The sequence below is a fragment of the Duganella rhizosphaerae genome (assembly GCF_040364205.1).
Lineage (GTDB): Bacteria > Pseudomonadota > Gammaproteobacteria > Burkholderiales > Burkholderiaceae_D > Rugamonas > Rugamonas rhizosphaerae.
The window spans coordinates 518361-544573 of record NZ_BPWK01000002.1 but is presented as its reverse complement, the minus strand read 5'-3'; the positions used below and the strand labels follow the sequence as shown (position 1 = coordinate 544573).

Below are 26213 nucleotides of genomic sequence, written 5' to 3'. Positions count from 1 at the left end.
GGTCATAGCGACAACGAACGGAATCGCTTAGGGGGGGCATCATATCGCAAACGGCAGCGTCACCAAGCCGACCAGGTAGCGCGCCGGCATCTTGCCGGGATTGGCGTAGCTGATGTGCTGGTCTTCGCGGATGGCCAGGCAGTCGCCCGCCTCCAGCCGCCAGTGCCGGTCGCCGGCGCTGATGTCCATCACGCCATTCAGCAGCCAGACTTGCTGGTGGACGTCGGCGTCGCGCAGCACTTGTTCGTAGGTTACGCGCTGGCCCGGCGGGAACACCACCTCCACCAGCTGCAGCGGCGAGCGCGCGGCCGGCGACAGTTGTCGCCGCACATAGCCGGAGGCCGGGTCGGTCCACACCGGCTGGTCGGCGGCCCGTTGCAGCGGCGACGGCGCGGCCGGCTCACCCTCCCCCGCTTCGAACAGGGCCGCCAGCGTGACGCCGAGCGCGCCGGCCAGCTTGTCCAGCACGGTGGCGGTGGCGCTGCTTTCGCCGCGCTCGATCAGTGAAATATTGGAACGGCTCACGCCGCTGCGCTCGGCCAGCGCGGTCAGCGACAGCCCACGACTGTCGCGCAAGGCCAGCAGGCGGCTGGCAATGAGTTTGTTGATATCCATAAAATCCATTATACTGGATTTTCTCATCCATTAAAATGTCCGACGCCACCACCATGCAAATCGCCTTTGAATCCCCCGACCAGCCCGAAGTCATCGCCCTGATCGCCGACCTCGACGCCTATCAGCTGAGCCTCTATCCGCCGGAAAGCGTGTACGCGCTGGATTTGCCGTCGCTGATGCAGCCGCACGTCAAATTTGCCGTGGCGCGCGACGCCGCCGGCGCCATCGTCGGTTGCGGCGCCATCGTGCTGACGCCGGAATACGGCGAGATCAAGCGCATGTATGTGCAGCCGGCATCGCGCGGACAGGGACTGGCGCGCGGCGTGCTGGCCTTGCTGGAGCAGGCCGCGCTGGACCACGGCTGTGCGCAGATGGTGCTGGAATCGGGCCCGTCCCAGCCGGAAGCGCTGGGCCTGTACGAGCGCCACGGTTTCCAGCGCTGCGGCCCCTACGGCGATTACCCGGACGATCCGCTGAGCGTCTTCATGCGCAAGCCGCTCAGCCGCTGATCAGGCCTTGCTCTTCTTGCCCACCACCGCCAGCTTCGGCGCACGCGTCTCGAACATCGCCGCGATGCGCTCCAGCCGCACGGCGCCGTCGCCGGTCAGCGTGCCGGTGGCGCCGGCCACCTGGCGCACGATGGCCAGCGCCGTCGCGCGCGCGTGCGGATCGTCCGGCAGCAGCAGCGGCAGGTCGCGCACCGCCGCCTCCTCGTCCACCTGCAGCATCAGGTACTGCTCGCGCAAGATGGCCTTGAAGTGGGTGACGCTGAGCTCCTTGTCGTCCGAGGTGCGCAGGCGCAGCTGGCGGATGGTGGCGAAGGCGCGCTCGTCGGCGGCGCTCATTTCCGGGCTGCGGTAGATATACAGCAGGCCGCGGATGATGGCTTCGGTGACGCCGCCCTCGGCCGTCTTCAAGGCCGCCGCCGCGCGGTGCGCGTTGAGCATGGCCTCGCGCGCGATGTCGCGGCCGATGCGGCGCGGACGGCCGCCGTCGGTGCGCAAACCCACCAGCGCCTGCAGCAACGGCGAGCCGTACATGTCGAGGAAGATTTTTTCGGTGGCTTGGTCGCGCAAGTCGCGGTAACGGTCCAGCGCATCGACGATCTGCTGCGACATCGCTTCCTGCATCTGCATGAAGACGTTGTCCGCCGCCACCGGACGGCGTTCGGCGCGCACCTTGGCGGCCATCTCCGGTATGCCGTCGAGCAAAGGGTTCTTGCTGGAGAACATGCGGTAGCGCATGCGCAGCGGATGCGTCTCGCGCTGCTGTTCGGCGCTCGATTCGGTGACCATGGCCTTGACCAGCGGACTGGCGAAAGTACGGTACAGCCCGGTGTTGATTTCCGACAGGCGGGCCACGGTGGCGAAGCGGCGCTCGTCCTCGATATCGTTGCCGCCCAGCGCGCGCAGCACGTCCAGGCCGCGCCGCTCGAAGCGCATCACGTAGTCGCCGGCCGACATGTCGCCGGAGGCGATTTCCGCCTGCAGCATTTCCTCGTCCTTGTCGAGGAACACCGCCTCGTACAGGCCGGGCGGCATGACGTCGATCATGTCCATCGCCGCCGTGAATTCCTCGTGCTCCTTGTTGGCCACCGAGGCCGAGACGAAGATGCCCAGGTGGCCTATGCTCTGGTGCATCGAGTAGATGATGGTCTGGCCGCCGGCCACCAGCGCGGCGTCGTCCTCGTACAGGTCCAGCACCCAGCCCAGCGCCTGCTGCGGCGGCGTGATGTCGTCGCCCCACGAGCAGAACACCACGATCGGCGATTTAATATTGCGCAGGTCGATGCGGTGGCCGTTGCTGTCCATCAGCGCGGCGTCGCTCAGGCGGTTGCCGACAAACAGCGAGTCGGCGATGTACTGCATTTCGCCGGCGTTCAGCAGCACCGGGTTGCCCCACCACTTTTCAAATTCCAGGAAGCGCTCGGCCTCGGTGTCGATCTTCGAATAGACGTTGTAGTTCTTGCTCCACAAGGTGTTCGACGGATTCATTTTCTCGAAGTTGGCGACCAGCTGCGCGCCGTCGAAAATGCCATTGCCGAGGTCGCCCGCCAGCGCCGTCAGCCAGGTGCCGCCGAGCACCCCGCCCAAGTAGCGCAAGGGGTTCTTGCCGCGCACGCCGGCCCAGTACGACAGCGGCGCGCCGGCCAGCACCAGCGGGCCGACCAGGTCGGGATTGAGGGCGCTGGTCATCATGATCTGCCAGCCGGCCTGGCAGTTGCCGATCAGCGCAGGCTTGCCGTCGGCCAGCGGGTGCAGCTCGGCCACCTTGGCGATGAACTGCGCCTCGGCGCGGCACACGTCCTCGATGGTCTGGCCCGGCACCGGTTGCGGCAGGAAGCCGACGAAGTAGCAGGGATGGCCGGCCTTGAGCACCACGCCGATCTCGCTGTCCTGCTTCATGCCGCCGATGCCGGGGCCGTGGCCGGCGCGCGGGTCGAACACGATGAAGGGACGCTTGTGCGGATCGGGCGCGACGCCGTCCGGCGGCGTGATGTACAGCAGGCCGTAGTTGACCGGGCGCGCCAGGTGGCGGCCGTCAAGAATGGTGTCGAAGTCAAAGCTCAGCACATGCGGTGCGATCTGTTCGTGGCGGTGGTTGCGCTCGTCGCCGCGCTGGCGCAGCACGTCCATGAACAGTACGCTGCGCTGGCAGGCGTCGACCCAGTAATCGGTCGCCTGCTGGGCCAGCGCAAAGGGATTGCCGGGCCATTGCGGCCACGGGTTGGTCTTGTCGTCGCTCACGGCACTTCCTCCATGCGGTTTATGCTGCCATGCGTCAAAGTACCCTAGCGACAACGAAAACGCAAACGAAACCCACGTCACGGCGGCGCATAAAAAAACCGCAGCCTGAGCTGCGGTTTCGGGCCGGACTGCGATGCCGGGCTTAGAACTTGTGGTTGTACTCCACCGTGAACTTGGCATAACGCGGCGTCTGGTAGTTCTGCACTTCGCGGTAGGTCGACGAAATCACGCTGCTGTCGCCATCGTCATAGGTGGCGTTGGTGGTGATCGGCGCTTGCTTGTTGAACACGTTGAACACGTCCAGCTTCAGCGACAGTCCCTTGATGAACTGCGGCGTGTAGGCCAGGTTCAGGTCCAGGCGCTTTTCCCACGGCATACGGCCGAGGCTGCCGCGTGGCGTGGACTTGCCGCCGCAGTTGTAGTACTCGGCGCCGTAGCCTGGGCCGAAGTACTCCTGGCCCTGCGGATAGGCAGGATCGGAGCCGTTGTCGGCCGCGTCGTTGGTGCCCAGGCACAGCACCGGACGGCCGGACTGGATCAGCGCGAACGCGCCGACGGTCCACTCAGGCGTCAGCTCGTAGTAGCCGTACATCTTGAGCTGGTGCTTGCGGTCGTTCGGCAGCAGGCCGTTGCTGCCCGGCGCGAATTCCGGGAAGTCCCAGGCGGCCGAGGTGCCGACGTCGGTCTGGCCGGTATCGGAACGGGTCTGGCCTTCCATATTGCCCTTGCTGCGCGACAGCGTGTAGTTCACGCGGCCATACCAGCCGTTGCGCGCCGGGTGCTCCAGGAATACGTCCAGCGCGGCGTAGGTGCGCTCGGCCTTCGGCTCGCCGATTTCGGCGGCGGTGAAGTGCGCCAACTGCCCCTTGCCGGTGACCACGGGATTGCCGTCCGCGTCGTTGCCATCGATCCAGACCGTGACGTCGCGGCCAGGGTTGTAGATGAAGCAGTTCACCGCGCCCTGGTTCTGGATGTCGATGCCATGGTCGGCGGCGAACTTCAGCAGCGGACGGGTGTCGCAGCTGTCGTCGATGCCGGCGCCCAGTTTGCGATAGGTCACCTTGCCGCCGAAGTTCAGGCTGGGGCTGTAGGCTTTTTCGAAGCCCAGTGTCAGCTCGTCCTGGTAGTTCGGCTTGAGGTCGGCGGCCACCACCGACTGCGGGTTCTTGGCCTGGCCGTATTCACCATCCGACGACACCGGGGTGTTGACCGCTTTCAGGCCCAACGGCACGCCGGTGGTCGGATCGATGCCGGTGTAGGTGAATTCCTGGGTGGTGTACGTCGAACGGCTGGCGGCGCGGGCCGCCACCTGGGTCGGCAGTTGCAGGTAGTAACGGCCGGCGCTGCCGAACACCTTGAACGAGGAGTCGCCATACACGTCCCAGGCCGCCGATGCGCGCGGCGCCACTTCGCTCTTCATGTCGAGGAACTTGACGCCGTCGCCGGTCGAGTTGCTGTAGGCGTCGTTGCGGATGCCCAGCGTGAGCAGCAAGTCCTTGCGCACTTGCCAGCGGTCTTCCAGGTACTGCGCCGACTGCTTGGACGAGGCCGAGGTCAGCGAGTTGAAGATCGACTGCGACACATAGTAGCCAGCGGCGCCCGAGCCGCCAAAGTCGGCGACGTTGCCGGGACGGCCGCCCGACAGGTTGATCGGCTGACCGACATTTTTATCGCCCACGTATTTGTACGACCACGACGAACCGCCGCTACGGATCTGGCCAGCGGCCGACGAGGTGATGTTGCTGGCGTCGATACCGGCGCGCAGCGTGTGGTTGTTCAGCTTGTACTCAAGGTCGAAGCGGCCCGATTTCACTTCATCTTCGCCAGGGCTGCTGATGTAGCCAGGGAAGACGTTGTAATTGCGGTAGAGCGAGGAACTGAGCGCAGGCCACTTGGCGGTCGAGCCGTACAACACGGTGGGCGGCACGCCGCCGGTACCGGTGTTCGCGCCCAGCGCCTCGTAGCTGACGCCGTGCTGACTCTTCAACACGCCATACAGGCCGGTGATCACCAGGTCATCGGTGATGTTGCCGGTGTACTTCAGCATGTTGACCGTCGAACCCGGCGTGCCCGGGAACTCAGGATCGGTGGGCCCCAGGTTCTTGCCCACGGCCGACGAGTACAGCTGGCTGTTCGGCACGCCGTCCAGCTGTTCGGCAGCTTTGGGATTGTTCGGGTTCAGCGTATAGCCGTATTTCTGGTAACGGGTCTGGTAGCTGTCCCCGGCGGTGGTGAATTCCAGGCGGTGGTCATCGGTGATGTTCCAGTCGAGCTTGCCCAACCAGCGGTTTTCCTGCGAACGGTTGTAGTTCCAACCGCTTTGCGCGATGGTCGCCACGTTGGTGACCGAACTCGAGCCCACGTAGGAATCCTTGCCGATGGTCTGGTCGCCGGCAACGAAGATGAACAACTTGTCCTTGATGATAGGGCCGCCCAAATAGGCGCCGTACTGGGTGTTGGAGATGCTGCGGTTGTCGCGGCGCAGGTCTATCTTGCCATCGGTTGCGGCGTTGTTCGGGTCACCGGTCACGGCGTAGTTGATGTTCTTGCGCGCGGCGCGGGCGCTGGCCGGTTCCAAACTGTAGGTCGCTCCACCTTCCCAAGTGTTGGTCCCGCTCTTGGTGGTGACGCTCAGCACGCCGCCGATCGAACGGCCGTACTCGGCGCCGAAGCCGCCGGTCAGCACCGAGGCTTGCTGGATGGCGCCGAACGGCAGCTCCATCGAACCCAGCTGGCTCAGCGGATTGGTGATCGGGAAGCCGTTCAGGTAGAAGGCGTTTTCCGACACGCCCGAGCCGCCGAAGGAGGCGGTATTGCCGTAGGCCGAGTCGCCCTTGGTGGTGTTGGGCGCCAGCAGCGCAATGGCGGTCAGCGACTGCGCCACCGGCAGCTTGGACAGCTCCTTGGACGTGAAGATGGCGCCGTTGTTGGTGTTGGAGACGTCGATGGTGGCGCGGCGGCCGGTCACCTGCACCGTTTGCAGGGAGCCGGTGAACGAGGCATTGGCGCCCTGCCCTGCGACCACATCGACCTCCAGCTTCTGCGCGACCTTGCCGTCGCGGTTCAGTTCAACGCGGTAGTGGCCGGCCGGCAGCGCGGTCACCTGGTAGCGGCCGCCCGCCTCGGTGCCGACGCTGCGCTTCAGGCCGGTATCGACGTTGGTCAGGGTGATGCTGGCGCCGGCCGGCGTGTCGACCACGCCGTAAATGGTGCCCGTGGCATTCGACTGCGCCATGGCCGGCTGGACCACGCCGGTCATGACGACCGCCGTGCCAAAGGCAATGGTTAACGCGCGAGCGATAACAGTTTCTCTTAGCATGTGATTTCCCGATTTTCCGATTTGAAAAAAGCTTGGTTGACGGCCGGTACGTGGGTGAGCACGTCCGACCGCCACCAGCTATGTTTTATATTTGCCCCAACTTTTTTCCAGTCACGGAAACGCCTGTTTGACGCCACCGTTGAAGCTTGCTTGCGGTTGGCAAGGCAAGCTCAAGCTTCGATAAAACCACGTGGCCTAAAATAGTGTCAATTGCGCACTCGGAGTTTCATCAACAAAACAACGTTTATTTTTATGTCATATTGTAACGCACCATTTTGGTGCAAAACTCCCTATGATGGGGCAGGCAAATCCCGGTTTTTGCGAAACTATATTAACTAAATTTGCTTTTCCGCCGCATAAAGATATATTGATTTCTCATGTCGCTGAATTTTGCTCTGATGGACCGTTCCCTGAAATCGCCTCTTTCATAGGGCCGAAATGACAAAAAGCCGCCCAGTTTGCACTGGGCGGCTTTCACGCCAGAACGGCGGTTTGGACTGCTACGGAAGCGGGATTACGCTTCGCGCGATGCCTTCTTACGCTCGTGCTCTTTCAGGAAGCGCTTGCGCAGACGGATCGATTTCGGGGTGATTTCCACCAGTTCGTCGTCGTCGATGAATTCCACGGCGTATTCCAGCGACATCTGGATAGGCGGCACCAGGCGCACTGCTTCGTCGGTACCCGACGAACGCACGTTGGTCAGCTGCTTGCCCTTGATCGGGTTGACGACCAGATCGTTGTCGCGCGAGTGGATGCCGATGATCATGCCTTCGTACACCGGGTCGTTGTGGACCACGAACATACGGCCGCGATCCTGCAGTTTCCAGATGGCGTAGGCCACGGCGGCGCCGTCGTCCTGCGAGATCAGCACGCCGTTGCGACGGCCGCCCAGTTCGCCCTTGGTGTTGTCCACTGGCGCGTATTCGTCGAACACGTGCGACATCAGGCCGGTACCGCGGGTCAGGGTCATGAATTCGCCCTGGAAGCCGATCAGGCCGCGCGCTGGGATCTTGTATTCCAGACGCACACGGCCTTTGCCGTCGGATTCCATGTTCTGCAGGTCGCCACGACGACGGCCCAGTTCTTCCATCACGCCGCCCTGGTTGGCTTCTTCGACGTCAACGCTCAGTTGTTCGAACGGCTCATGGCGCACGCCATCAACCATCTTGAACACCACGCGCGGACGCGATACGGCCATCTCGAAACCTTCGCGACGCATGTTTTCGATCAGGATGGTCAGGTGCAGCTCGCCGCGGCCCGATACTTCGAACGTGGTGTCGTCGTCGGTTGGTGCAACGCGCAGAGCGACGTTGGCTTTCAGTTCTTTGTCCAGACGATCGCGCAGTTGACGCGAGGTGACGAACTTGCCTTCGCGGCCAGCCAGCGGCGAGTTGTTGACCATGAAGTTCATGGTCAGGGTAGGCTCGTCGACGGTCAGCATCGGCAGCGGATCCGGGGTGTCCAGCGCGCACAGCGTCGAACCGATGCCGATTTCGTCGATACCGTTGATCAGGCAGATGTCGCCGGCGACAGCTTCGTTCACCAGCACGCGCTCCAGGCCCTTGAAATTCAGCACCTGGTTGATGCGGCCTTTGATCGGGGTGGCGCCTGGGCCATTGATGACCAGAACGTCCTGGCCGACCTTGACGGTGCCGCGGTTGACGCGGCCAATGCCGATCTTGCCGACGTAGGACGAGTAGTCCAGCGACGTGATTTGCATCTGCAGCGGGCCTTCCGGATTGTCGTCGCGTACCGGCACGTGTTCCAGGATGGCGTCGAACAGCGGCTTCATGTCGCCATCGCGCACGTCTTCGGTCAGGCCGGCGTAGCCGTTCAGGCCCGAAGCGTAGACGACCGGGAAGTCCAGCTGTTCATCGGTCGCGCCCAGCTTGTCGAACAGTTCGAAGGTCTGGTTGATCGCCCACTCAGGACGTGCGCCCGGACGGTCGACCTTGTTGACGACGACGATAGGCTTCAGGCCCAGCGCCAGTGCCTTGCGGGTCACGAAGCGGGTCTGTGGCATCGGGCCTTCCTGCGCATCGATCAGCAGCAGAACCGAGTCCACCATCGACAGCACGCGCTCCACTTCGCCGCCGAAGTCGGCGTGGCCTGGGGTGTCGACGATGTTGATGTGGGTGCCTTCGTACTCAACAGCGCAGTTCTTCGACAGAATCGTAATGCCGCGCTCCTTTTCGAGGTCGTTCGAGTCCATGACACGGTTGTCGACCGCTTGGTTTTCACGGAAGGTGCCGGACTGACGCAGCAGTTGATCCACCAGGGTAGTTTTACCGTGGTCAACGTGGGCGATGATGGCGATATTACGAATTGCGCGTTTTGTAGTAGACATGGTCGTTATATTTGCTGAAAAACTGCGGGTGCGTACATGACGTACGGGAGTGGCCAATTTCTGGAACCGCGTAGTATAGCATGTTGCGGTGCAACTCCCTCTGAAATCCTGAATATTTTCAAAGAGTTGCTTGTACCCCGCAAAACGCTACGGCCGGGGTCTGACCCCGTATGGGGTCAGACCCCTTGCTTTAGGGGTTGACGAAGGCGATCAAACGTTCCGGCGCCAGGATGCTGTACTCGCCCAGCTGGGCGGTGCCGAGCAGTTTGTCGTCCAGATAGACGCGCACCCTGCCCTGTTCGGACGGCACAGCCACGGGCTCCTTGCCCAGCGCCAGGCGCTGGCCGTTGAGGAAGCGCTTGGCCAGCTCGGCGTTCAGCTGCACGGCCGGGAAACTGGCCAGCAGCGCGTCGACCGGCGCCAGCAGGCTGAGCGGCGCTGCATGCGCGCCCAGCTGTTCCAAGGTCAGCATGCCTTCCATGGTCAGCGGACCGACCTGGGTGCGGCGCAGCGCGTTCAGGTGGGCGCCGCAGCCAAGCGCTTCGCCGATGTCCTGGCCCAGCACGCGGATGTAGGTGCCCTTGCTGCAGGTGACCACCAGCTTCAGGAACGGCGCCTCGTAGGACACCAGCTCCAGCTTGTGGATGATGACGTTGCGCGCTTCGCGCTCGAGCGTGATGCCGGCGCGGGCGTACTCGTACAGCGGCTTGCCGTCGCGCTTCAGGGCCGAATACATCGGCGGCACCTGCGCGATCGGGCCGCGGAATTTTTCCAGCACGGCGTGGATCTGCTCCAGCGTGACGTTGACGTCGTGGCTGGCGATGACTTCGCCTTCGGTGTCGCCGGTGTCGGTGGTCTGGCCCAGGTGCACCGTGGTTTCGTAGGTCTTGTCGGCTTCCAGCAAGTCCTGCGAGAACTTGGTGGCCTCGCCAAAGCACAGCGGCAGCAGGCCGGTGGCGAACGGATCGAGGGTGCCGGTGTGGCCGGCCTTCTTGGCGTTCAGCACGCGCTTGGCCTTGATCAGTGCATCGTTGCTGGAAAAGCCGACCGGCTTGTCGAGCAGCAGCACGCCGTCGACCAGGTCGCGGACTTTTTTAGGATGGTTTTGCTTCATCGGTGCAGCGTGCTTACTCGCCGTCCTTGTTCTCTTCGGCCGGCGCCTGGTCGTCGTCCAGCGAGCGGGTGCTGTTGGCCTGGTCGATCAGCAGGGACAGTTCCATGCCGCGCGCGGTCGAGGTGTCGTGCACGAAGTGCAGCATCGGCAGCGTGTGGATGTGCAGGCGCTTGCCCAGCTGGCCGCGCATGTAGCCGGCCGCGGCGGACAGGCCGTCGACGGTGTTCTTGACCTGCTCCTTGCTGTCTTTCAGCATGGTGAAGAAGATCTTGGCGTGCGCGTAATCCGGGGTCACCTGCACTTCGGTGATGGTGATCATGCCGACGCGCGGGTCCTTCAGCTCGTAGGCGATGATTTCGGACAGGTCGCGCTGGATCTGGTCGGCCACGCGCTGACCGCGCTGGGGTATGTTTTTACTATGTTTAGCCATGATATACGGTACTGCTTTCCATAAACGCCAAGTGGACGGTAGCAAGTATGCTCCCGTCCACCCGGTTAAAACTACTCTAATCGCAACTGATTACAGCGTACGAGCGATTTCCTGAACTTCGAACACTTCCAGGGAGTCGCCCACCTGGATGTCGTTGTAGTTCTTCAGCGACAGACCGCACTCCAGGCCGGCGCGTACTTCTTTGGCGTCGTCCTTGAAGCGTTTGAGCGAGTCGATCTCGCCGGTCCACACCACGATGTTGTCGCGCAGCAGGCGTACCGAGGACGAACGCTTGACCACGCCATCGGTGACCAGGCAACCGGCAATCGCGCCGACTTTCGAGACCAGGATGACCTGGCGAATCTCGACCTGACCGATAACGGTTTCGCGCTTCTCTGGTGCCAACATGCCCGACAACGCCGATTTGATCTCGTCGATCGCATCGTAAATGATGTTGTAGTAGCGGATGTCCACGCCGTTCGACTCGGCCAGCTTGCGCGCCTGTGCATCGGCACGGGCGTTGAAGCCGATGATGACCGCTTTCGAGGCCACCGCCAGGTTGACGTCCGATTCGGTGATGCCGCCGACCGCTGCGTGCACAACCTGTACGCGCACTTCGGAAGTCGACAGTTTCTGCAGCGAGCTGACCAACGCTTCCTGCGAACCCTGCACGTCGGTCTTGATGATCAGCGGCAGGTTCTTCACTTCGCCTTCGGCCATCTGGTCGAACATGTTTTCCAGCTTCGCGGCTTGCTGCTTGGCCAGTTTCACGTCGCGGAACTTACCTTGACGGAACAGGCCGATCTCACGGGCTTTACGCTCGTCAGCCATGACCATGACTTCTTCACCGGCTTGCGGCACTTCGGTCAGGCCCTGGATTTCGACCGGGATCGAAGGACCGGCTTCGTTGATCGACTTGCCGTTCTCGTCCAGCATCGCACGAACGCGACCGAAGGAGGAGCCAGCCAGGATCACGTCGCCGCGCTTCAGCGTACCGGATTGCACCAGGATGGTCGCGACCGGGCCCTTGCCCTTGTCCAGACGTCCCTCGACCACCAGACCGCGCGCAGGCGCATCGATCGGGGCTTTCAGTTCCAGTACTTCGGCTTGCAGCAGCACCTGTTCCAGCAGGGCGTCGATGCCCTGGCCGGTCTTGGCCGATACCGGCACGAATGGCGATTCGCCACCGTATTCTTCCGGCACCACTTGTTCGGCAACCAGTTCCTGCGTTACACGGTCAACGTTGCCGCCCGGTTTGTCGATCTTGTTGATCGCGACAACCAGAGGCACGCCGGCCGCTTTCGCGTGGGCGATCGCTTCCTTCGTCTGCGGCATCACGCCGTCGTCCGCCGCCACCACCAGGATGACGATGTCGGTTGCTTTCGCACCGCGGGCACGCATGGCCGTGAAGGCTTCGTGACCTGGGGTATCGAGGAAGGTGATCATGCCGCCCGGCGTATCGACGTGGTACGCGCCGATGTGCTGGGTAATGCCGCCGGCTTCGCCCGACGCCACTTTGGCGCGGCGGATGTAATCCAGCAGCGAGGTCTTGCCGTGGTCGACGTGACCCATGACGGTAACGACCGGTGCGCGCGGCAGCGATTCGAAGTGAGCGTGCTCACCCTGGTCGGCCAGCAGTGCTTCCGGATCGTCCATCTCGGCGGCGAACGCCTTGTGGCCCATTTCCTCGACCAGAATCATCGCGGTTTCCTGGTCCAGCACCTGGTTGATGGTGCACATCTGGCCCAGCTTCATCAGTTGCTTGATGACTTCGGAGGCCTTGACGGACATCTTGTGCGCCAGTTCGGCCACGGTGATGGTTTCCGGCACGTAGACGTCTTTGATGACGGCTTCGGTCGGCGCCTGGAAATTGGTTTCGCGGTCATCGGCGTGCGAGCCACGACGGCCGCCACCCTTGCCGCCACTGCGCCAGCCGTCACGGCCACCGGAACCGGTGTTGCCACGGCCCTTGTTGGCGGTGCTGCCAGGTGCGCCGCGTTTCTTGGCGTCGTCCTGCCAGGTCGACGAGACGTTGGCCGACTTGATCGACTTCTTGTCCGCGGTGACAGGCTTCTTGTCGCCAGGCTTGTCGCCCGGTTTGGCGACGGCGCCGGTGGCCGGCTTGTGCAGCGTGCCTTCGGCAACCTTGGCCTTGACCGGCGCAGGCGCTGGTTCAGGGGCTTTGATGGCGCGACGCGGCGCGTTCATCATGGCCTTGATCTGGGCGACTTCGTCAGCCACGGCCTTGCGCGCCAGCTCGGTGGCGGCCGCTTTGTCGGCGGCTTCCTTGGCGGCGGCGGCAGCCTTCTTCTTGGCTTCGTCGGCAGCGGCTTTCTTCTTCTCTTCGGCGGCGGCATCGGCCACAACCGGCGCAGCGCCGGCAGCGGTGGCGGTCGCGGCGGCAGCAGCCTTGGCGGCGGCTTTCTTCGCTTCGGAGTCGGCTTCCTTCTTGGCTTCGGCTTCGGCGGCGGCGGTGGCTTTCGCTTGCGCTTCCTTCTCCGATTCCAGCTTGGCCAGGCGCTCCTGCTTCTCGCGCAGTTCCGCTTCCTGACGTGCGATCAGTTCTGCTTGCTTACGTGCTTCTTCTTCACGGCGAGCGACTTCGGCGGCGTCGACCACCGGGGCGGCAGGCGCCACCGGCGCGGCGGCGACCGGCTCGTCGCGCTGGACGAAGGTGCGTACCTTCTTCACAGCGACCTGAATCGTGCGGGCCTTGCCATTGGCGTCGGCCTGCTTGATTTCAGTGGTTTCTTTGCGCGTCAGCGTGATCTTCTTCTTTTCGGTATCAGCCGATGCACCGTGGGTACGGCGCAAGTGATCAAGCAGCTTATCCTTATCATCTTTCGACAATGGATCTGACGTCGAACTTTTTTCGACGCCGGCAGAACGCAGCTGCGTCAGCAGCAAATCTGCAGGCATCTTCAGTTCGGTGGCAAATTGGGCTACGTTGTTACTCGCCATTCAGTCCTCTTTTCTATGTGTCGCGGAGATGATAAAGATACTCAAATTAAGCCTTTGCGGATTCGGCAAGACTCCATGCCTTGGCTTGCAAGCCTTTGGCACGATCGTCGTACTTTGAGTCAACCAACTTCATCTCATCGTCGGTCACATCTTCAAATTCACTCTTAATCAGTTCTCGTGCACGGTCGGCGGACAGGGCCAAAATGGCGCCAAATTCGTCGTAAGCCAGTGCAGCAAATGCTTCTACAGTCTTGATACCAGCCAGGCCCAGCTTGCCGGCGGTGACGCGGTCCATGCCTTCCAGACCGACCAGCGCCTCGTCCATGCCTTCCAGGCCTTCTTCCGAAGCGATCGCTTCGGTGACCAGGGCGTCACGGGCGCGGGTGCGCAGTTCGTTGACGGTATCTTCGTCGAACGATTCGATTTCCAGCATTTCGGAGATCGGCACGTAGGCGATTTCTTCCAGGCTGGCAAAGCCCTCTTCCACCAGGATGTCGGCGACTTCCTGATCGACGTCCAGTTTTTCCATGAACAGTGCACGCACCGCCGCGGTTTCCTGGGCTGCCTTGTCGGCCGATTCTTCGGCCGTCATGATGTTGATCTTCCAGCCGGTCAGGTCGGAAGCCAGGCGCACGTTCTGGCCGGAGCGGCCGATGGCGATTGCCAGGTTTTCTTCGTCGACCACGACGTCCATCGCATGCTTCTCTTCATCGACCATGATCGACGAAACGTTGGCCGGAGCCAGCGCGCCGATGACGAATTGCGCCGGGTCTTCGGACCACAGCACGATGTCGACGCGTTCGCCGCCCAGCTCGCCGGTCACGGCCTGCACGCGCGAACCGCGCATGCCGACGCAGGTGCCGATCGGGTCGATGCGCTTGTCGGCCGTGTAGACGGCGATCTTGGCGCGGACGCCGGCGTCGCGCGCCGCCGATTTAATTTCCAGCATGCCTTGCTCGATTTCCGGCACTTCCAGCTCGAACAGCTTCATGATGAAGTCTGGAGCGGTGCGCGACAGGATCACTTGCGGGCCGCGCATATTGCGGTCGATGCGCAGGATGAAGGCGCGGACGCGGTCGCCGATACGCAGGTTTTCTTTCGGGATCATCTGGTCGCGTGGCAGGCGGGCTTCGATCTTGCCCGACTCGACGATCGCGTCGCCGCGTTCCATGCGCTTGATGGTGCCGGTGACGAGCGAGTCGCCGCGCTCCAGGAAGTCCACAAGGATCTGTTCGCGCTCGGCGTCACGCACGCGCTGCAGGACGACCTGTTTGGTGTCTTGCGCAAAGCGGCGGCCGAATTCGACGGATTCGATAGGTTCTTCGATGTGGTCGTCCACTTCGATGTCCGGAATCTGTTCCTTGGCTTCGAAGTGCAGAATCTCCTGGTCCGGCAGTTGCAGGCCGGCCTCGTCGGGCACGACGTGCCAGCGGCGGAAGGATTCGAACTCACCCGACTCGCGGTCGATCGAAACGCGGATATCGACTTCACCTTCATAGCGTTTCTTCGTGGCTTGCGCCAACGCGAACTCCAACGCGCCGAAAACCACATCTTTATCGACGTTTTTCTCACGCGCCAGCGCGTCTACCAATAACAAAACTTCGCGACTCATGCTTTGCGTCCCTTAAAAACCACCTGTGGCACCAAGCGTGCCTTATCCATATCGGCGAGCGTAAACTCCAACAGCGCCGGACCATCAGTACCTTCAAATTCCAACGACAAATTTTCGCCCTGGGGTTCTTGCAGAATCCCCTGGAACGATTTCCGGTTGTTCGTACCCGGCATCGCGGTGCGCAGTTTGACGATTGCTTCGCAACCGGCAAAGCGCACGAAATCTTCCAGCTTGCGCACCGGGCGATCCAGCCCTGGCGACGAGATTTCGAGACGCTCGTAATTCACGTTCTCGACCGTCAGCACGTGCGACAGCTGGTGACTGACCGTAGCGCAATCTTCTACGGTGATCGGGCCTTTTTCTTCGGCATCGGCGGCGGTGAAATCGATAAACACGCGCAGCACTCCGCGCTCGGCCCGTTCGACATCAACCAGCTCATAGCCCAGACCGGCGACGGTCTTTTCAATTAAATCCGGCAGCTGCAAGAAATTCTCCAAATCAAGGCCTGTTTCCAACTTATTAAAAACAGGCCGTTCAAAACGGTTCACCAAAAAAAAAATGGGCATCTGCCCATCTTCTTGTAATACCAGCCAGATGAAAGCATTCTTAGGGAAGTAACCCGAGAAGAACTTTTACTAGGCTGGTTATTATAACCTTATATGATCTGCGCTGCAATGCCGCACGGGGCGGAAAAGCAGGCTTACAACAATTCATAAACGGCTACAAGCCCCGAAAACAGGGGCGATGCGGCGTTTTACCCCGCACTGCGCAACAGGGGTCTGACCCCGCTTGGGGTCAGACCCCGCGGCGTCATCGCCTTGCGGGGTAAGGCCGGCAATTAACCCTTGCGGCGGCGCGGCATGCCATGATCGATGGCGCCGCCACGCGGTGGCTGGTTGCGGCGCGGCGCGCTGGCGTTACCAAAACCGAAGGTGGTTTGCAACGGATCCGGCTGACGCGGACCGCGGCTCGGACCCTTGGCAGATTGACCGCCGCCCTGACCACCTTGACCGCCCTGACCGCCTTGGCCACCCTGACCGCCTTGCGGACGACCCTGGCCTTGCGGACGACCACCCTGGCCTTGCGGACGCGCCGGGCCTTCGCCCAGCGGACGGCCGCCGGCGTAACCGCCGATGCCTTGCGGACGACCGCCTGGACGGCCGGAGGTCTGCGCGCCGGCCGGACGGCCCTGACCATTGCCATTGCCGCCTGGACGGCCGCTGCCCTGGGCGCCGCCCGGGCGCCCCTGGCCACCACCACCCGGACGGCCCTGGCCGCCACCGAAGCCACCCTGACCACGACCATTGCCGCGTGGGACCTTGGCGAATGGCATGGCGTTGTCATTGCTGACGTCGGCGCGGTTGAAGTTCGGTTCGTCGTGATCATCCTCGTCGTCGTCGAAATCGCGGTCGTCGCGCTCGGCGTCGCGGCCGCGCTGCGGACGCTTTTCCGGACCCTTGTTCTGCGCCGGCTTGGCTTGCTGCGGGCCTTTGGCGCGCGGCGCGACCGGGGCATCGCTGCCCTTCTTGTCGACGCCGTACGCGCTCAACATGTCGCGCACGGTGTTCTCTTCCAGCTCTTCCCAGCGGCCGCGTTTCAGGCTGCTTGGCAAGCTCATCGCGCCGTAGCGGGTACGGATCAGGCGCGACACGGTCAGGCCGATCGCTTCGAACATGCGGCGCACTTCGCGGTTGCGGCCTTCGCCGATGATCACGCGATACCACTTGTTGATACCCTCGCCGCCGCCGTCGGCGATCTTGGTGAATTGCGCCAGGCCGTCTTCCAGCTCAACGCCGGCCAGCAGCTTCTGGCGCATGCCTTCTTCCAGCACGCCCAGCGTACGCACCGCGTACTCACGGTCGATGTGGTAGCGCGGGTGCATCAGGCGGTTGGCCAGGTCACCGGAGGTGGTGAACAGCAGCAGGCCTTCGGTGTTGAAGTCCAGGCGGCCGACGGCCAGCCATTTGCCGGCCTTCATGGTCGGCAGGCGGTCGAACACCGATGGGCGGCCTTCCGGATCGTCCATCGAGACGATTTCACCGGCCGGCTTGTGGTACACCAGCACGCGCGGCGGCTTCTTGCTGACGCGGCGCTGGATCAGCTTGCCGTTGATGCGCACGGCATCGGTCGGCAGGATGCGCTGGCCGATGTGGGCCGGCTCGCCGTTGACCGACACACGGCCGGCAACGATCAGGTCTTCCATGTCGCGGCGCGAACCCAGGCCGGCTTCGGCCAGGACCTTGTGCAGCTTGGGCGCGTCGTCGTCCGAGGTCAGGTCGCGGCGCACCACTTTCGGCGCGGCGTGACGGCCCTTGGCCGGCTCGTCGCTGTCGAAGGCGTCCGAGGTGACATAGGAGAATGCGGCATCCGCATCGTTGGGCTTGACGCCGCCGGCGTTCGGGCCGCCGCGTTGCGGCTTGCCGTTCTTGCCTTTGCCGCCGCCGGCATGCGGCGGCTTGCCGTTGCGCTGGCCGTCGGGACGCGGGCCGCGCTCGTGGCGTGGCTTGCCGCCTTCGGCCGGCGCTGCGCCGTCGACTGCGGGAGCGGCTTCGCCTTCGGCCGTAGCTGCCGGCTCAGGACGCGGAGGCATCAGGGCTTCACGCACGGCGCGTTGCTCGCGCATCTGGCGTGGGCCACGCGGACCGCGCGGACCGCGCGCTGCGCGTTCGCCTTCAGCAGGAGCGGCTTGCGCTTCAACTGCTGGAGCCGAGGCTGCGGCCGGGGCGGCTTGCACTGCCGGCGCGGCGTCTGCTGCCGGCGCGGCAACTGGTTTCTTGGCGCGCGGGGCCTTGGCTGGCGCTTCGGCTGTCGCAGGCGCGGCGGCTTGCGGCGCGGCTTCGACGGCCTCGACCGACTTGGCGGCCGGCTTGGCGCGCGGCTTCTTCACCGGGGCCGGCGCATCGGCGGCGGCGACGTCGGCTTCCGCCTTGGGCTTGCGCTTGGCCTTGGCGGCGACTGGCGCATCGCCGGACGCGGCGGCTGCCGTATCGGCTTCGATCTGGGCTTTGGTGCGACGCTTAGGCTTGGCGGCCACTTCGGCCGGCACTACGTCGTTGACTGTCTCTGGGGAATTAGGATTGTTCATTATTCGTTTCTTGGTTGTGCTCAGCGTCAACCGTTACATCGGGCGCGGGTTGTGTTTGTGCTTCGTGGCCGGCTTCCGGGCTAGTCGCGGCTTCTGCTTCGGCCACTGGCAACTCGCTATCCGTACCATCTGTTTGTTGCGCGGCATTGTGTGCCGCCTTGTCAAAGTTTTCCTGCAAGGCCGCTTCCAGCGCGGCCATGTCCGGGCCACCGCCTTGCGTATCGCTGATTTGCTGCAAAGGAGGCAGCTGGGACAGCGAATTCAAGCCCAAATCATCTAAAAACTGCTTGGTGGTGCCCAGCAATGCCGGGCGGCCGACGACGTCGCGGTAACCGATGGCGTCTACCCAACCACGGTCTTCCAGCATCTTGATCGTCTGCGAATTGACGGCTACGCCGCGTATCTCTTCAATATCGCCCCGCGTCACCGGCTGCCGGTAGGCGATGATCGCCAGTGTTTCCAGCGTCGCCCGCGAGTACTTGGGCGGCCGTTCCGGGTTCATGCGGTCGAGGTACAACTTCATCTCGGGGCGACTCTGGAAGCGCCAGCCGGTCGACAGGCTGATCACTTCAACACCCTTGCCGGCCCAGTCCAGCCGCAATTCTTCGAGCAATTCCTTGATCGTATCGGAACCGACTCCGGGTCCGCGCGGCCTGTCCTGGTCATCCACCTCGACAAACAGCTTCTTCAGACTGTGGATCGACAATGGCTCACGAGCGCATAGCAAGGCGGTTTCGAGGACTCTTTTAGCCTCTGCTGTATCCATAACAATCTTGTGGTTGCATTTTCATGCAAGAAAGAATTCAATCACATTCAGTGAGGCAATGGCCGGCATCGATGATGCTGCCTGCTGGTATAACTCGCTGAAGCTGTTTTTCCGACGCCTGGGCCGATGTGCGCCAGGCGGGAGAGAGAGACATGCCGGCAATGGCCGAGGCCCTTGCTTTCTACGTGAAACGTGGCCGGGGAGCGCAGTTTTCGGGCGAAAACACACGTGACCGATCAAAGACATTTCATCCAACAAGCCGAATTGTACCTGATAAAACGGCAAAAAGCGCATTTCGCCGTCATCGAAATGTAACTTGGCTTACGCGGCAGCAAGTCTTTCCGACAAGATTGCGGAAACGCCCACAAATGCCGGGTACTCGGCGGTGATGACCCAGGTCGGCACTTCGGACAGATAATGGCAGAAACGGCCCTTGGCTTCGAAGCGGGCGCGGAAGCCGGAACGGTCGAAACGCTCGCCCAGGCGCGGGACGATGCCGCCGCCTATATAAATGCCGCCCTGCGCGCCGAGGGTGATCGCCAGATTGCCGGCGACGGTGCCCAGCATGCAGCAGAACGCTTCGATGACTTCGTCGCACAGCGTGCATTCGCCGGCCAGCGCACGGCGCGAGATTTCGGCGGCGCTCAGCTTTTCGGCCGGCATGTCGGTGTGGTCGGCCAGCGCGCGGTAGATCAGTTCGATGCCGGCGCCGGACATCAAGCGTTCGGCGGACACGTGATCGAATTCTTTCCAGGCATATTGCAGGATGGCGACTTCGGTGGCATTGGCCGGCGAGAAGGTGACGTGGCCGCCTTCGCTCAGCAAAGCGGTCCAGCCGTCCTTGCCCGGAATCAGGCCGGAAACGCCGAGGCCGGTGCCGGCGCCGATCAGGCCCAGCGGGGTGCCGGCGATGCCGTTGCCGCCGCCGACCTGGTGTTTCTGGGTTGCCGACAGTTGCGGCAGCGAGCTCGCCAGCGCGGTGAAGTCGTTGACGACGACCAGGATGTCGAAGTTGACTTCGCGGCGCAGCGCCTCGATCGAGAATTCCCAGTGGTGGTTGGTCATGCGCACCATGTCGCCGGTGACCGGATTGGCGATGGCAATCGCGCCATTCCGGATGCCGGTGACGCCGGCCTGGGCTACGGTCGGCGAGGCCAGATAGGCAACCAGGGCGGCGGCCAGGGTTGGATATGCGGCGCAAGCCAATACTTCGATCGCCTCAATCTTGCCCGGGGCGGTCTCCAGCGCAAAGCGCGCGTTGGTACCGCCGATGTCCGCCAGCAGACGCGGGCCACCAGGGAAAGCAGTGGTCAGGGAGGGAGGCGTTTGGAGAGACTGAGCTGTCATGATAGATCGAAAATAGTTGAGGCCTAAGCTTAAGGTATTTTCACTCAGCGAGGCAAGCGAAGTTTGTAGTTTTAGTACACATGCAGCAGCTTTGCCACATGAAATTACAAATTAGAATTTTTTTTGCGTAGTATGACTACGATTTTTATAAGCAATATCGCCGATAGCTTAACGGTTGCGCCCGCTCAAAACCGACAGGGAGAAATGCACACAATCTGGAGTCTGCATTGTTTTTCGAGGGAGGGCTACCATGACAAAGCACGCGACACGCAAGAAAAGAGTTGCACACGGGGATACGTCGGAGCGCAATATATCTGTGGTCCCAGAATCATCTAAAAGCGCTCTGCGCGAGGCAATGAGGTTGGAAGACGTTCCAACAACTCAGTTTCAGGACCTTTTATGGATCATGGCGCAGGAATCCAGTGGCGAAGTCGGTGCGCGCAACCCCCACTCTTCGGCACGGGGGTTGTTTCAACTCTTAAGAAACAACTATGAGCTCAATCCTCACGGTACAGATTCGTTCGGCGATGGAGTGGAAGAATGCCAGGGAGGGATACGATATATCAGGCAGCGTTACCACAGCGCATCCAGGGCCCGAAAATTCTGGCAAAAACACCACTGGTACTAGCCATGAGACCTATGCTTTTCCCGCTAACCACAGCCATGCTTGTCCTGAGCAGCATAATCGGGCGAGCGGAGCCGGCGACACCACCTTTTTCCCGGTTCCACACCAGCGAACACTACTCCGGCCCCGTTGCCAAGCCAATACTGCGCACCAAGATGGACCGGGAATTTCGCACCAGGCTGAACGCGGCCGCGAAGCAACCAGTTAATTTTGCTGGGCATTATGTGCTGAGCGTTTGGGGTTGCGGAGCCGAGTGTTTGATGGGGGCAATACTGGATGCGCGCAACGGCACGGTGACTTGGCTGCCATTTACCGTCTGTTGCGGCCGGGACTATGACGCGGTACCTATCGAGTTTCGTCCCGATAGCAAGCTGCTCGTCATCCGGGGGGTGCGCAACGAGCAAGGGGCGAATGGCACTTTCTATTACCGCTACGAGCAGGACAGCCTGAAGCTGATTGATAATCAGCCTCAGGCCAAAAACTAGCCCACCGACGCGGTATTGCCCTCGCCCACCTCGCGGGGCGTGCCGAAGGCGGCGTTCCAGGCGTCGAGGCCGCCGTGCAGCGGCTTGGCGCGGGTGTAGCCGTGGCTGATCAGCTGCTTCGCCACGTGGGCGGCGGTGACGTCGTTGGGGCAGCTGCAATAGACGATGATGTGGTGGTTCTTGTCCAGCGCGATCAGTTCCGGGATCGGCTCGCCGCCGTTGAACAGCAGCGCGCCCGGCACGGCCGGCTCCAGCATCTGCGCCGTCGCGCTGCGGGCGTCGACCAGCACCGGCGCCTTGCCCTGCTCCAGCAATTTCTTCAGCTCGTCGATGGTGACGCGGTCGATCTCCACCGACTGGCGGAAACGCTTGCGCTCGACATATTTAAAGGCGATGAACAGCACCAGCAACACGCCCAGCACGATCAGCGCGGTGGTGCCCATGGTGCTCAGGATCTCCAGCACCTGGTCGATCTGGGTGTGGAAGCCGGCGCCGATGGCGATGCCGGTGCCGCTCCAGACGATGGCGCCGGCGATGCTGAAGCCGAGGAAGGCGGCGTTGCTGGTGCCCATGGCGCCGGCCAGCGGCGGCGCGATCGTATTAAAACCGGGAATGAACTTGGCCACCACCAGCGCCTTCGGGCCCCAGCGGTTGAAATTGTCTTCGGTCTGGCTGACGCAGTAATCGGGGGACAGCGAAATCTTGCACAGCAGGCGCAGGATGCGCTTGCCGTAGTAGCGGCCGGCGCGGAACCAGAAATAATCGCTGATCAGGCAGGCGATCACGCTCACCGACAACACGGCCAGCCAGTTGCTGTCGCCGTCGATCGACAAGGCGCCGGCCACGATCAGCAGCGGGAACGCGGGAATCGGCAGGCCGATCTGCTCAACCAGCACGATCCCAAACACGATCAGTACGCCGTACTCTTGCAATAAAAGGATTAAATTCGCCATATGGATATCTTATCTTAAAAAACGCTTAACCGTGCCTCGGTATCGCCGCCAGCAGCGCACGCGTGTAGGGGTGCGCGGGATCGCGGTACAACTGGTCCGAATCGGCCATCTCCACCACCGCCCCCCGGTGCATCACCATCACCTGGTCGGCGATGTATTTCACCACCGACAGGTCGTGCGAGATGAAGATGTAGGACAGGCCGAACTCGTCCTGCAAATCCTGCAACAGGTTCAGCACCTGGGCCTGCACCGACACGTCCAGCGCGGACACCGATTCGTCGCACACCAGGATCTCCGGCTTCATCGTCAGGCAGCGCGCGATGGCGATACGCTGCCGCTGGCCGCCGGAAAACTCGTGCGGATAGCGCTGGAAGGCAGATGCGGGCAGCCCCACTTTTTCCAATAGGCCATGGGCGATGGCGGTGCGCTCGCGGTCGTCGGCGCCGATGCGGTGGATGCGCATCGGCTCCAGCAGGATCTGCCCCACCGTGAAGCGCGGATTCAGCGACGCATACGGGTTCTGGAAAATGATCTGGATGCGGCGCTTGTAGGCCTGGAATTCGCGCGCCGGCATCGACAACAGGTCGCGGCCGTCAAACATGGCGCTGCCGCCCGTGGCTTGGTGCAGCCGCAGCAAGGTCAGGCCGACGGTGGTCTTGCCGGAACCGGATTCCCCCACCACGCCCAGGGTCTTGCCGCGCGCCAGCGTGAACGAGACATCCTTGACGGCCCGGAACTCGCGCTTGCCGAACCAGCCTTCGCGCACATAGAAGCTCTTGCTCAGATTGTTGACCACCAGCACCGGCTGGTCATCCGGACGATAGCCGCGCTGGCGTTCCAGCGGATGCAAGGGCGTCACGCCCCGCCCTTCGGCGATGTCGCCCCCGCAGTCGTTGGCAAACCCGCGCTGATGCTCGACGTCGGCCAGGTAATCGGCGATCACCGGCAGATGCCACGGCCGCGCGTCCAGCGAGGGGCGGCAGTGCAGCAGCGCCTTGGTGTAGCCGTCCTGCGGCCGCTCCAGCACTTGCTGCGCCGGGCCGGCTTCGCGCACCTCGCCGTGGCGCATGACGACCACATGGTCGGCGATCTCGGCCACCAGCCCCAGGTCGTGGGTGATAAACAGCACCGCCATCGCGTGGCGTTTCTGCAGGCGCGCGATCAACTCCATGATCTGCTTCTGGATCGTGACGTCGAGCGCGGTGGTGGGCTCGTCGGCGATCAGCAGCTTGGGTTCGCAGGCGATGGCCATGGCGATCATCACCCGCTGCTGCTGGCCGCCGGACATCTGGCTGGGATAGGCGTCGATCTTGACGGCCGGGTCGGGGATGCCGACTTCGTCCAGCAATTCCAGCGTGCGCCGGCGCGCCTGGGCCGCGCTCATGCCCATGTGCAGGCGCAACACTTCGCCGATCTGCGCGCCGACCGTGAAGACCGGGTTCAGCGACGACATCGGCTCCTGGAAGATCATCGCGATGTCCTTGCCGCACAGGGCGCGTCGTTCATCGGCGGACAGGGCCAGCAAGTCGCGGCCGTCGAAGCGGATGCGGCTGGCGGGATCGATGACGGTGGTGTCCGGCGGCAGCAGGCCCATCACGGCGAGCGAGCTGACCGACTTGCCGCTGCCCGATTCGCCCACCAGCGCCACAGTGGTATTGCGCGGCACACGGAACGACACGCCCTTGACCGCCTCCACCGTGGTGCGGCGGTCGGTGCGGAAGGCGATGCGCAGGTCGGCGATCTCCAGCAAATTGGTATCGCTCATTATTTCACCTTGGGATCGAGGGCGTCGCGCAGCGCGTCGGTGAACAACGAGAAGGCCGTCACCAGCAGCGCCATGGCGATGGCGGCGGCGGTCAGCTGCCACCAGCGGCCGAGTATCAGCTCGTTCTGCGCTTCGTTGAGCATGCTGCCCCACGAGACCACGCCGACCGGCACGCCGAAGCCGAGGAAACTGAGGATGACCTCGGCCTTGATGAAGCCCACCACCAGGATCGACGTCTGCACCAGCGCGACATGGCTGACATTCGGGAAGATGTGCGTGAACATCTTGCGCCAGTGCGAGGCGCCGATGGCGTCGGCGGCCAGCACGTATTCGCGCGCCTTGTGCTTGATGTATTCGGCGCGGATCAAACGGTAGGGCCCGGTCCAGCCGGTCAGGCCGAGGATCAGCACGATGGTCAGCACGCCCTTCTGCTGCAACACGGCGGCCACGGCCAGTATCATCAGCACCGACGGAATGGCGGTGAAGATGCTGTAGAACCAGTTGAACAGATCGTCCACCACGCCGCCGAAGTAGCCGGACAAGGCGCCGAACAGCGTGCCCAGGCTGACCGCCAGCAAGGCCGCCACCAGGCCCACCACGATCGACGTCTCGCCGCCCTTGATGGTTTGCTTGATGATGTCGTGGCCCCATTTGTCGCCGCCGAAGGGCAGCGTCGCCAGACGACCAGCGCCAGCAGCGCCAGCTGCGGCATCGCCCGCCCGCGCCCGCCCGCGCAGCTGCGCGAGATCGTCGGCCAACGGATCGGTCACGCCATACATGTCGGGCGCGCCCTCCCCGGCGAGCTGCGCGCGCAAGGCGCGGATGTCGTCGGCCAGCGGATCGAGGGGATTGTCCGGCAAGGCTTGCGCGGCCTGCACCGGCGTGGCGGGCGCCGCCTGCTGCGCGCCGACAAAGCCGGGCGGCGCATAGTTGACGCCGACCTCTTGCTCCCAATCGGCCACGATCAGCCCGCTGGCGGACAGCGCCAGCATCAACAGGAAGGCCGCCACCACGGCCAGCGACACCATGGCCACGCGGTCCGCGCGCAGACGCCGCCAGGCCAGGCGCCACAATCCCGGCGACACGTTATGCACGACGGCCGTCATGTCAGCTGCACCCGCGGATCGACCGCCTGGTACATCAAGTCCGTCAGCAGGTTGAACAGCATGGTGGCCGCCGCCACGTAGACGGTGATCGCTTTGATCACCGGGAAGTCACTGCGCTCCACCGCCAGGATCACCTCGCGCCCGATGCCGGGAATGCCGAAAAAGCGCTCCAGCAGGAAGGCGCCGATCAGCAACGCCGGCAGGTTGGCCATCACATGCGTGATGATGGGGATGGCCGCGTTGCGCAGCACGTGCACCCACATCACACGGCGCTCGCTCAGCCCCTTGGCGCGCGCGGTGCGCACATAGTCCTGGCCCACCTCGTCCAGCACGAAGCTGCGGTACAGCCGCAGGGTCGGCGCGATCGACACGGCCAGCCCGATCAGGATGGGCAAGGTGGCGTAGCGCAGCAGGTTCTCCCGGAAGCTCTCGCCCCAGCCCTGCACCGGGAACAAGCCCAGCTTGTAAGCCAGCCCGTACTGGAACACGATGATGTACACCAGGATGCTGATCGACATGCCGACGGTGCAGGCGATCATCACCGCGCGGTCGGTCAGCGAGCCGCGCACGAAGGCCACCGTCAGCGCCAGCGCGATGCCCAGCAAGGTTTCCAGTACGGTCAGCGGCAGCAGCACCGTCAGCGACGGCCCCAGCCGCGTGGCGATGATGTGGGACACCGGCTCGCCGGTCGCCCAGCTCAGGCCGAAATCGAAGGTGGCGATCTGCTTGATGAAGATCCACAGTTGCACGTAGGACGGCTCATCGACGCCCAGCTGGTGGCGGATGTTGGCGATGCTGTCGGCGTTGGCCATCTTGCCGGCCAGGATGAAGGCCGGGTCGCCGCCCACCCAGTTGAACAGCACGAACACCAGCAGCACCACGCCCAGCATGGTCGGCAGCATCTGCCACAGGCGGCGCACAATATATGCAAACATT

19 protein-coding genes are annotated in these 26213 nt (G+C 63.1%); 3 read left to right on the top strand and 16 right to left on the bottom strand.

Going from position 1 to position 26213, the window contains the following annotated elements; genetic code table 11:
* Positions 1-39 precede the first annotated feature (39 nt).
* Positions 40-615, bottom strand: a complete 576-nt coding sequence (locus RUGAMON1_RS06260; RefSeq protein ID WP_445229679.1) for a helix-turn-helix domain-containing protein — start codon at positions 613-615, stop codon at positions 40-42.
* A 53-nt stretch (positions 616-668) separates the two neighbouring features.
* Here RUGAMON1_RS06260 and RUGAMON1_RS06255 point away from each other — a divergent pair, with 53 nt between their 5' ends.
* Entirely contained in the window at positions 669-1124 is a 456-nt protein-coding gene (locus tag RUGAMON1_RS06255) for a GNAT family N-acetyltransferase (protein ID WP_445229886.1), read from the top strand.
* Here RUGAMON1_RS06255 and RUGAMON1_RS06250 read toward each other — a convergent pair whose 3' ends face one another.
* From RUGAMON1_RS06250 to RUGAMON1_RS06200, 11 genes are all read right to left on the bottom strand, one after another.
* Positions 1125-3362: a DUF3141 domain-containing protein gene (locus RUGAMON1_RS06250; RefSeq protein ID WP_445229678.1), complete on the bottom strand. Its 2238-nt coding sequence runs from the start codon at positions 3360-3362 to the stop codon at positions 1125-1127. It lies immediately after the preceding gene.
* Positions 3363-3504: 142 nt separating this feature from the next.
* Positions 3505-6621, bottom strand: a complete 3117-nt coding sequence (locus RUGAMON1_RS06245) for a TonB-dependent receptor (RefSeq protein ID WP_445229677.1) — start codon at positions 6619-6621, stop codon at positions 3505-3507.
* Between the two features lie 574 nt (positions 6622-7195).
* Positions 7196-9028, bottom strand: a complete 1833-nt coding sequence (typA, locus tag RUGAMON1_RS06240; RefSeq protein WP_445229676.1) for a translational GTPase TypA — start codon at positions 9026-9028, stop codon at positions 7196-7198.
* A 190-nt stretch (positions 9029-9218) separates the two neighbouring features.
* Complete coding sequence (gene truB / locus RUGAMON1_RS06235) at positions 9219-10142, bottom strand: tRNA pseudouridine(55) synthase TruB (protein WP_445229675.1); 924 nt, start codon at positions 10140-10142, stop codon at positions 9219-9221.
* A 13-nt stretch (positions 10143-10155) separates the two neighbouring features.
* A complete protein-coding gene (gene rbfA, locus RUGAMON1_RS06230) occupies positions 10156-10572 on the bottom strand; it encodes a 30S ribosome-binding factor RbfA (protein WP_116993391.1) in 417 nt (138 codons plus the stop codon).
* Positions 10573-10662: 90 nt separating this feature from the next.
* Positions 10663-13533: a translation initiation factor IF-2 gene (gene infB / locus RUGAMON1_RS06225; protein WP_445229674.1), complete on the bottom strand. Its 2871-nt coding sequence runs from the start codon at positions 13531-13533 to the stop codon at positions 10663-10665.
* Between the two features lie 46 nt (positions 13534-13579).
* A complete protein-coding gene (gene nusA / locus RUGAMON1_RS06220; RefSeq protein WP_116993389.1) occupies positions 13580-15145 on the bottom strand; it encodes a transcription termination factor NusA in 1566 nt (521 codons plus the stop codon).
* Positions 15142-15630 (bottom strand): ribosome maturation factor RimP, encoded by a 489-nt coding sequence (gene rimP, locus RUGAMON1_RS06215; protein ID WP_445229885.1) that lies wholly within the window; start codon positions 15628-15630, stop codon positions 15142-15144. The genes nusA and rimP overlap by 4 nt, the downstream gene beginning before the upstream one ends.
* 353 nt (positions 15631-15983) lie before the next feature.
* On the bottom strand, positions 15984-18230 hold the full coding sequence (locus tag RUGAMON1_RS06210) for a pseudouridine synthase (protein ID WP_445229673.1): 2247 nt from the start codon (positions 18228-18230) through the stop codon (positions 15984-15986).
* Complete coding sequence (scpB, locus tag RUGAMON1_RS06205) at positions 18217-18996, bottom strand: SMC-Scp complex subunit ScpB (protein ID WP_116993387.1); 780 nt, start codon at positions 18994-18996, stop codon at positions 18217-18219. Before scpB ends, RUGAMON1_RS06210 begins: the two co-directional genes overlap by 14 nt.
* 321 nt (positions 18997-19317) lie before the next feature.
* Positions 19318-20343, bottom strand: coding sequence for a glucokinase (locus RUGAMON1_RS06200; RefSeq protein WP_445229672.1), 1026 nt, complete (start codon positions 20341-20343; stop codon positions 19318-19320).
* Between the two features lie 250 nt (positions 20344-20593).
* Here RUGAMON1_RS06200 and RUGAMON1_RS32800 point away from each other — a divergent pair, with 250 nt between their 5' ends.
* Positions 20594-20971: an aggregation-promoting factor C-terminal-like domain-containing protein gene (locus RUGAMON1_RS32800; RefSeq protein WP_510167296.1), complete on the top strand. Its 378-nt coding sequence runs from the start codon at positions 20594-20596 to the stop codon at positions 20969-20971.
* A gap of 11 nt (positions 20972-20982) precedes the next feature.
* On the top strand, positions 20983-21453 hold the full coding sequence (locus tag RUGAMON1_RS06195) for a hypothetical protein (protein WP_445229671.1): 471 nt from the start codon (positions 20983-20985) through the stop codon (positions 21451-21453).
* Here the strand turns inward: RUGAMON1_RS06195 and RUGAMON1_RS06190 are convergent.
* Genes RUGAMON1_RS06190 through RUGAMON1_RS06175 form a run of 4 tightly spaced genes read right to left on the bottom strand, consistent with a single transcriptional unit; the run spans position 21450 to position 26212 of the window.
* On the bottom strand, positions 21450-22406 hold the full coding sequence (locus RUGAMON1_RS06190; protein ID WP_445229670.1) for a VTT domain-containing protein: 957 nt from the start codon (positions 22404-22406) through the stop codon (positions 21450-21452). The genes RUGAMON1_RS06195 and RUGAMON1_RS06190 overlap by 4 nt on opposite strands.
* Before the next feature lie 25 nt (positions 22407-22431).
* Complete coding sequence (locus RUGAMON1_RS06185; protein WP_445229669.1) at positions 22432-24171, bottom strand: ABC transporter ATP-binding protein; 1740 nt, start codon at positions 24169-24171, stop codon at positions 22432-22434.
* Positions 24171-25277 (bottom strand): ABC transporter permease, encoded by a 1107-nt coding sequence (locus tag RUGAMON1_RS06180; RefSeq protein ID WP_445229668.1) that lies wholly within the window; start codon positions 25275-25277, stop codon positions 24171-24173. Before RUGAMON1_RS06180 ends, RUGAMON1_RS06185 begins: the two co-directional genes overlap by 1 nt.
* Positions 25274-26212, bottom strand: a complete 939-nt coding sequence (locus tag RUGAMON1_RS06175) for an ABC transporter permease (RefSeq protein ID WP_445229667.1) — start codon at positions 26210-26212, stop codon at positions 25274-25276. Before RUGAMON1_RS06175 ends, RUGAMON1_RS06180 begins: the two co-directional genes overlap by 4 nt.
* Between the last annotated feature and the right edge of the window lies 1 nt (position 26213).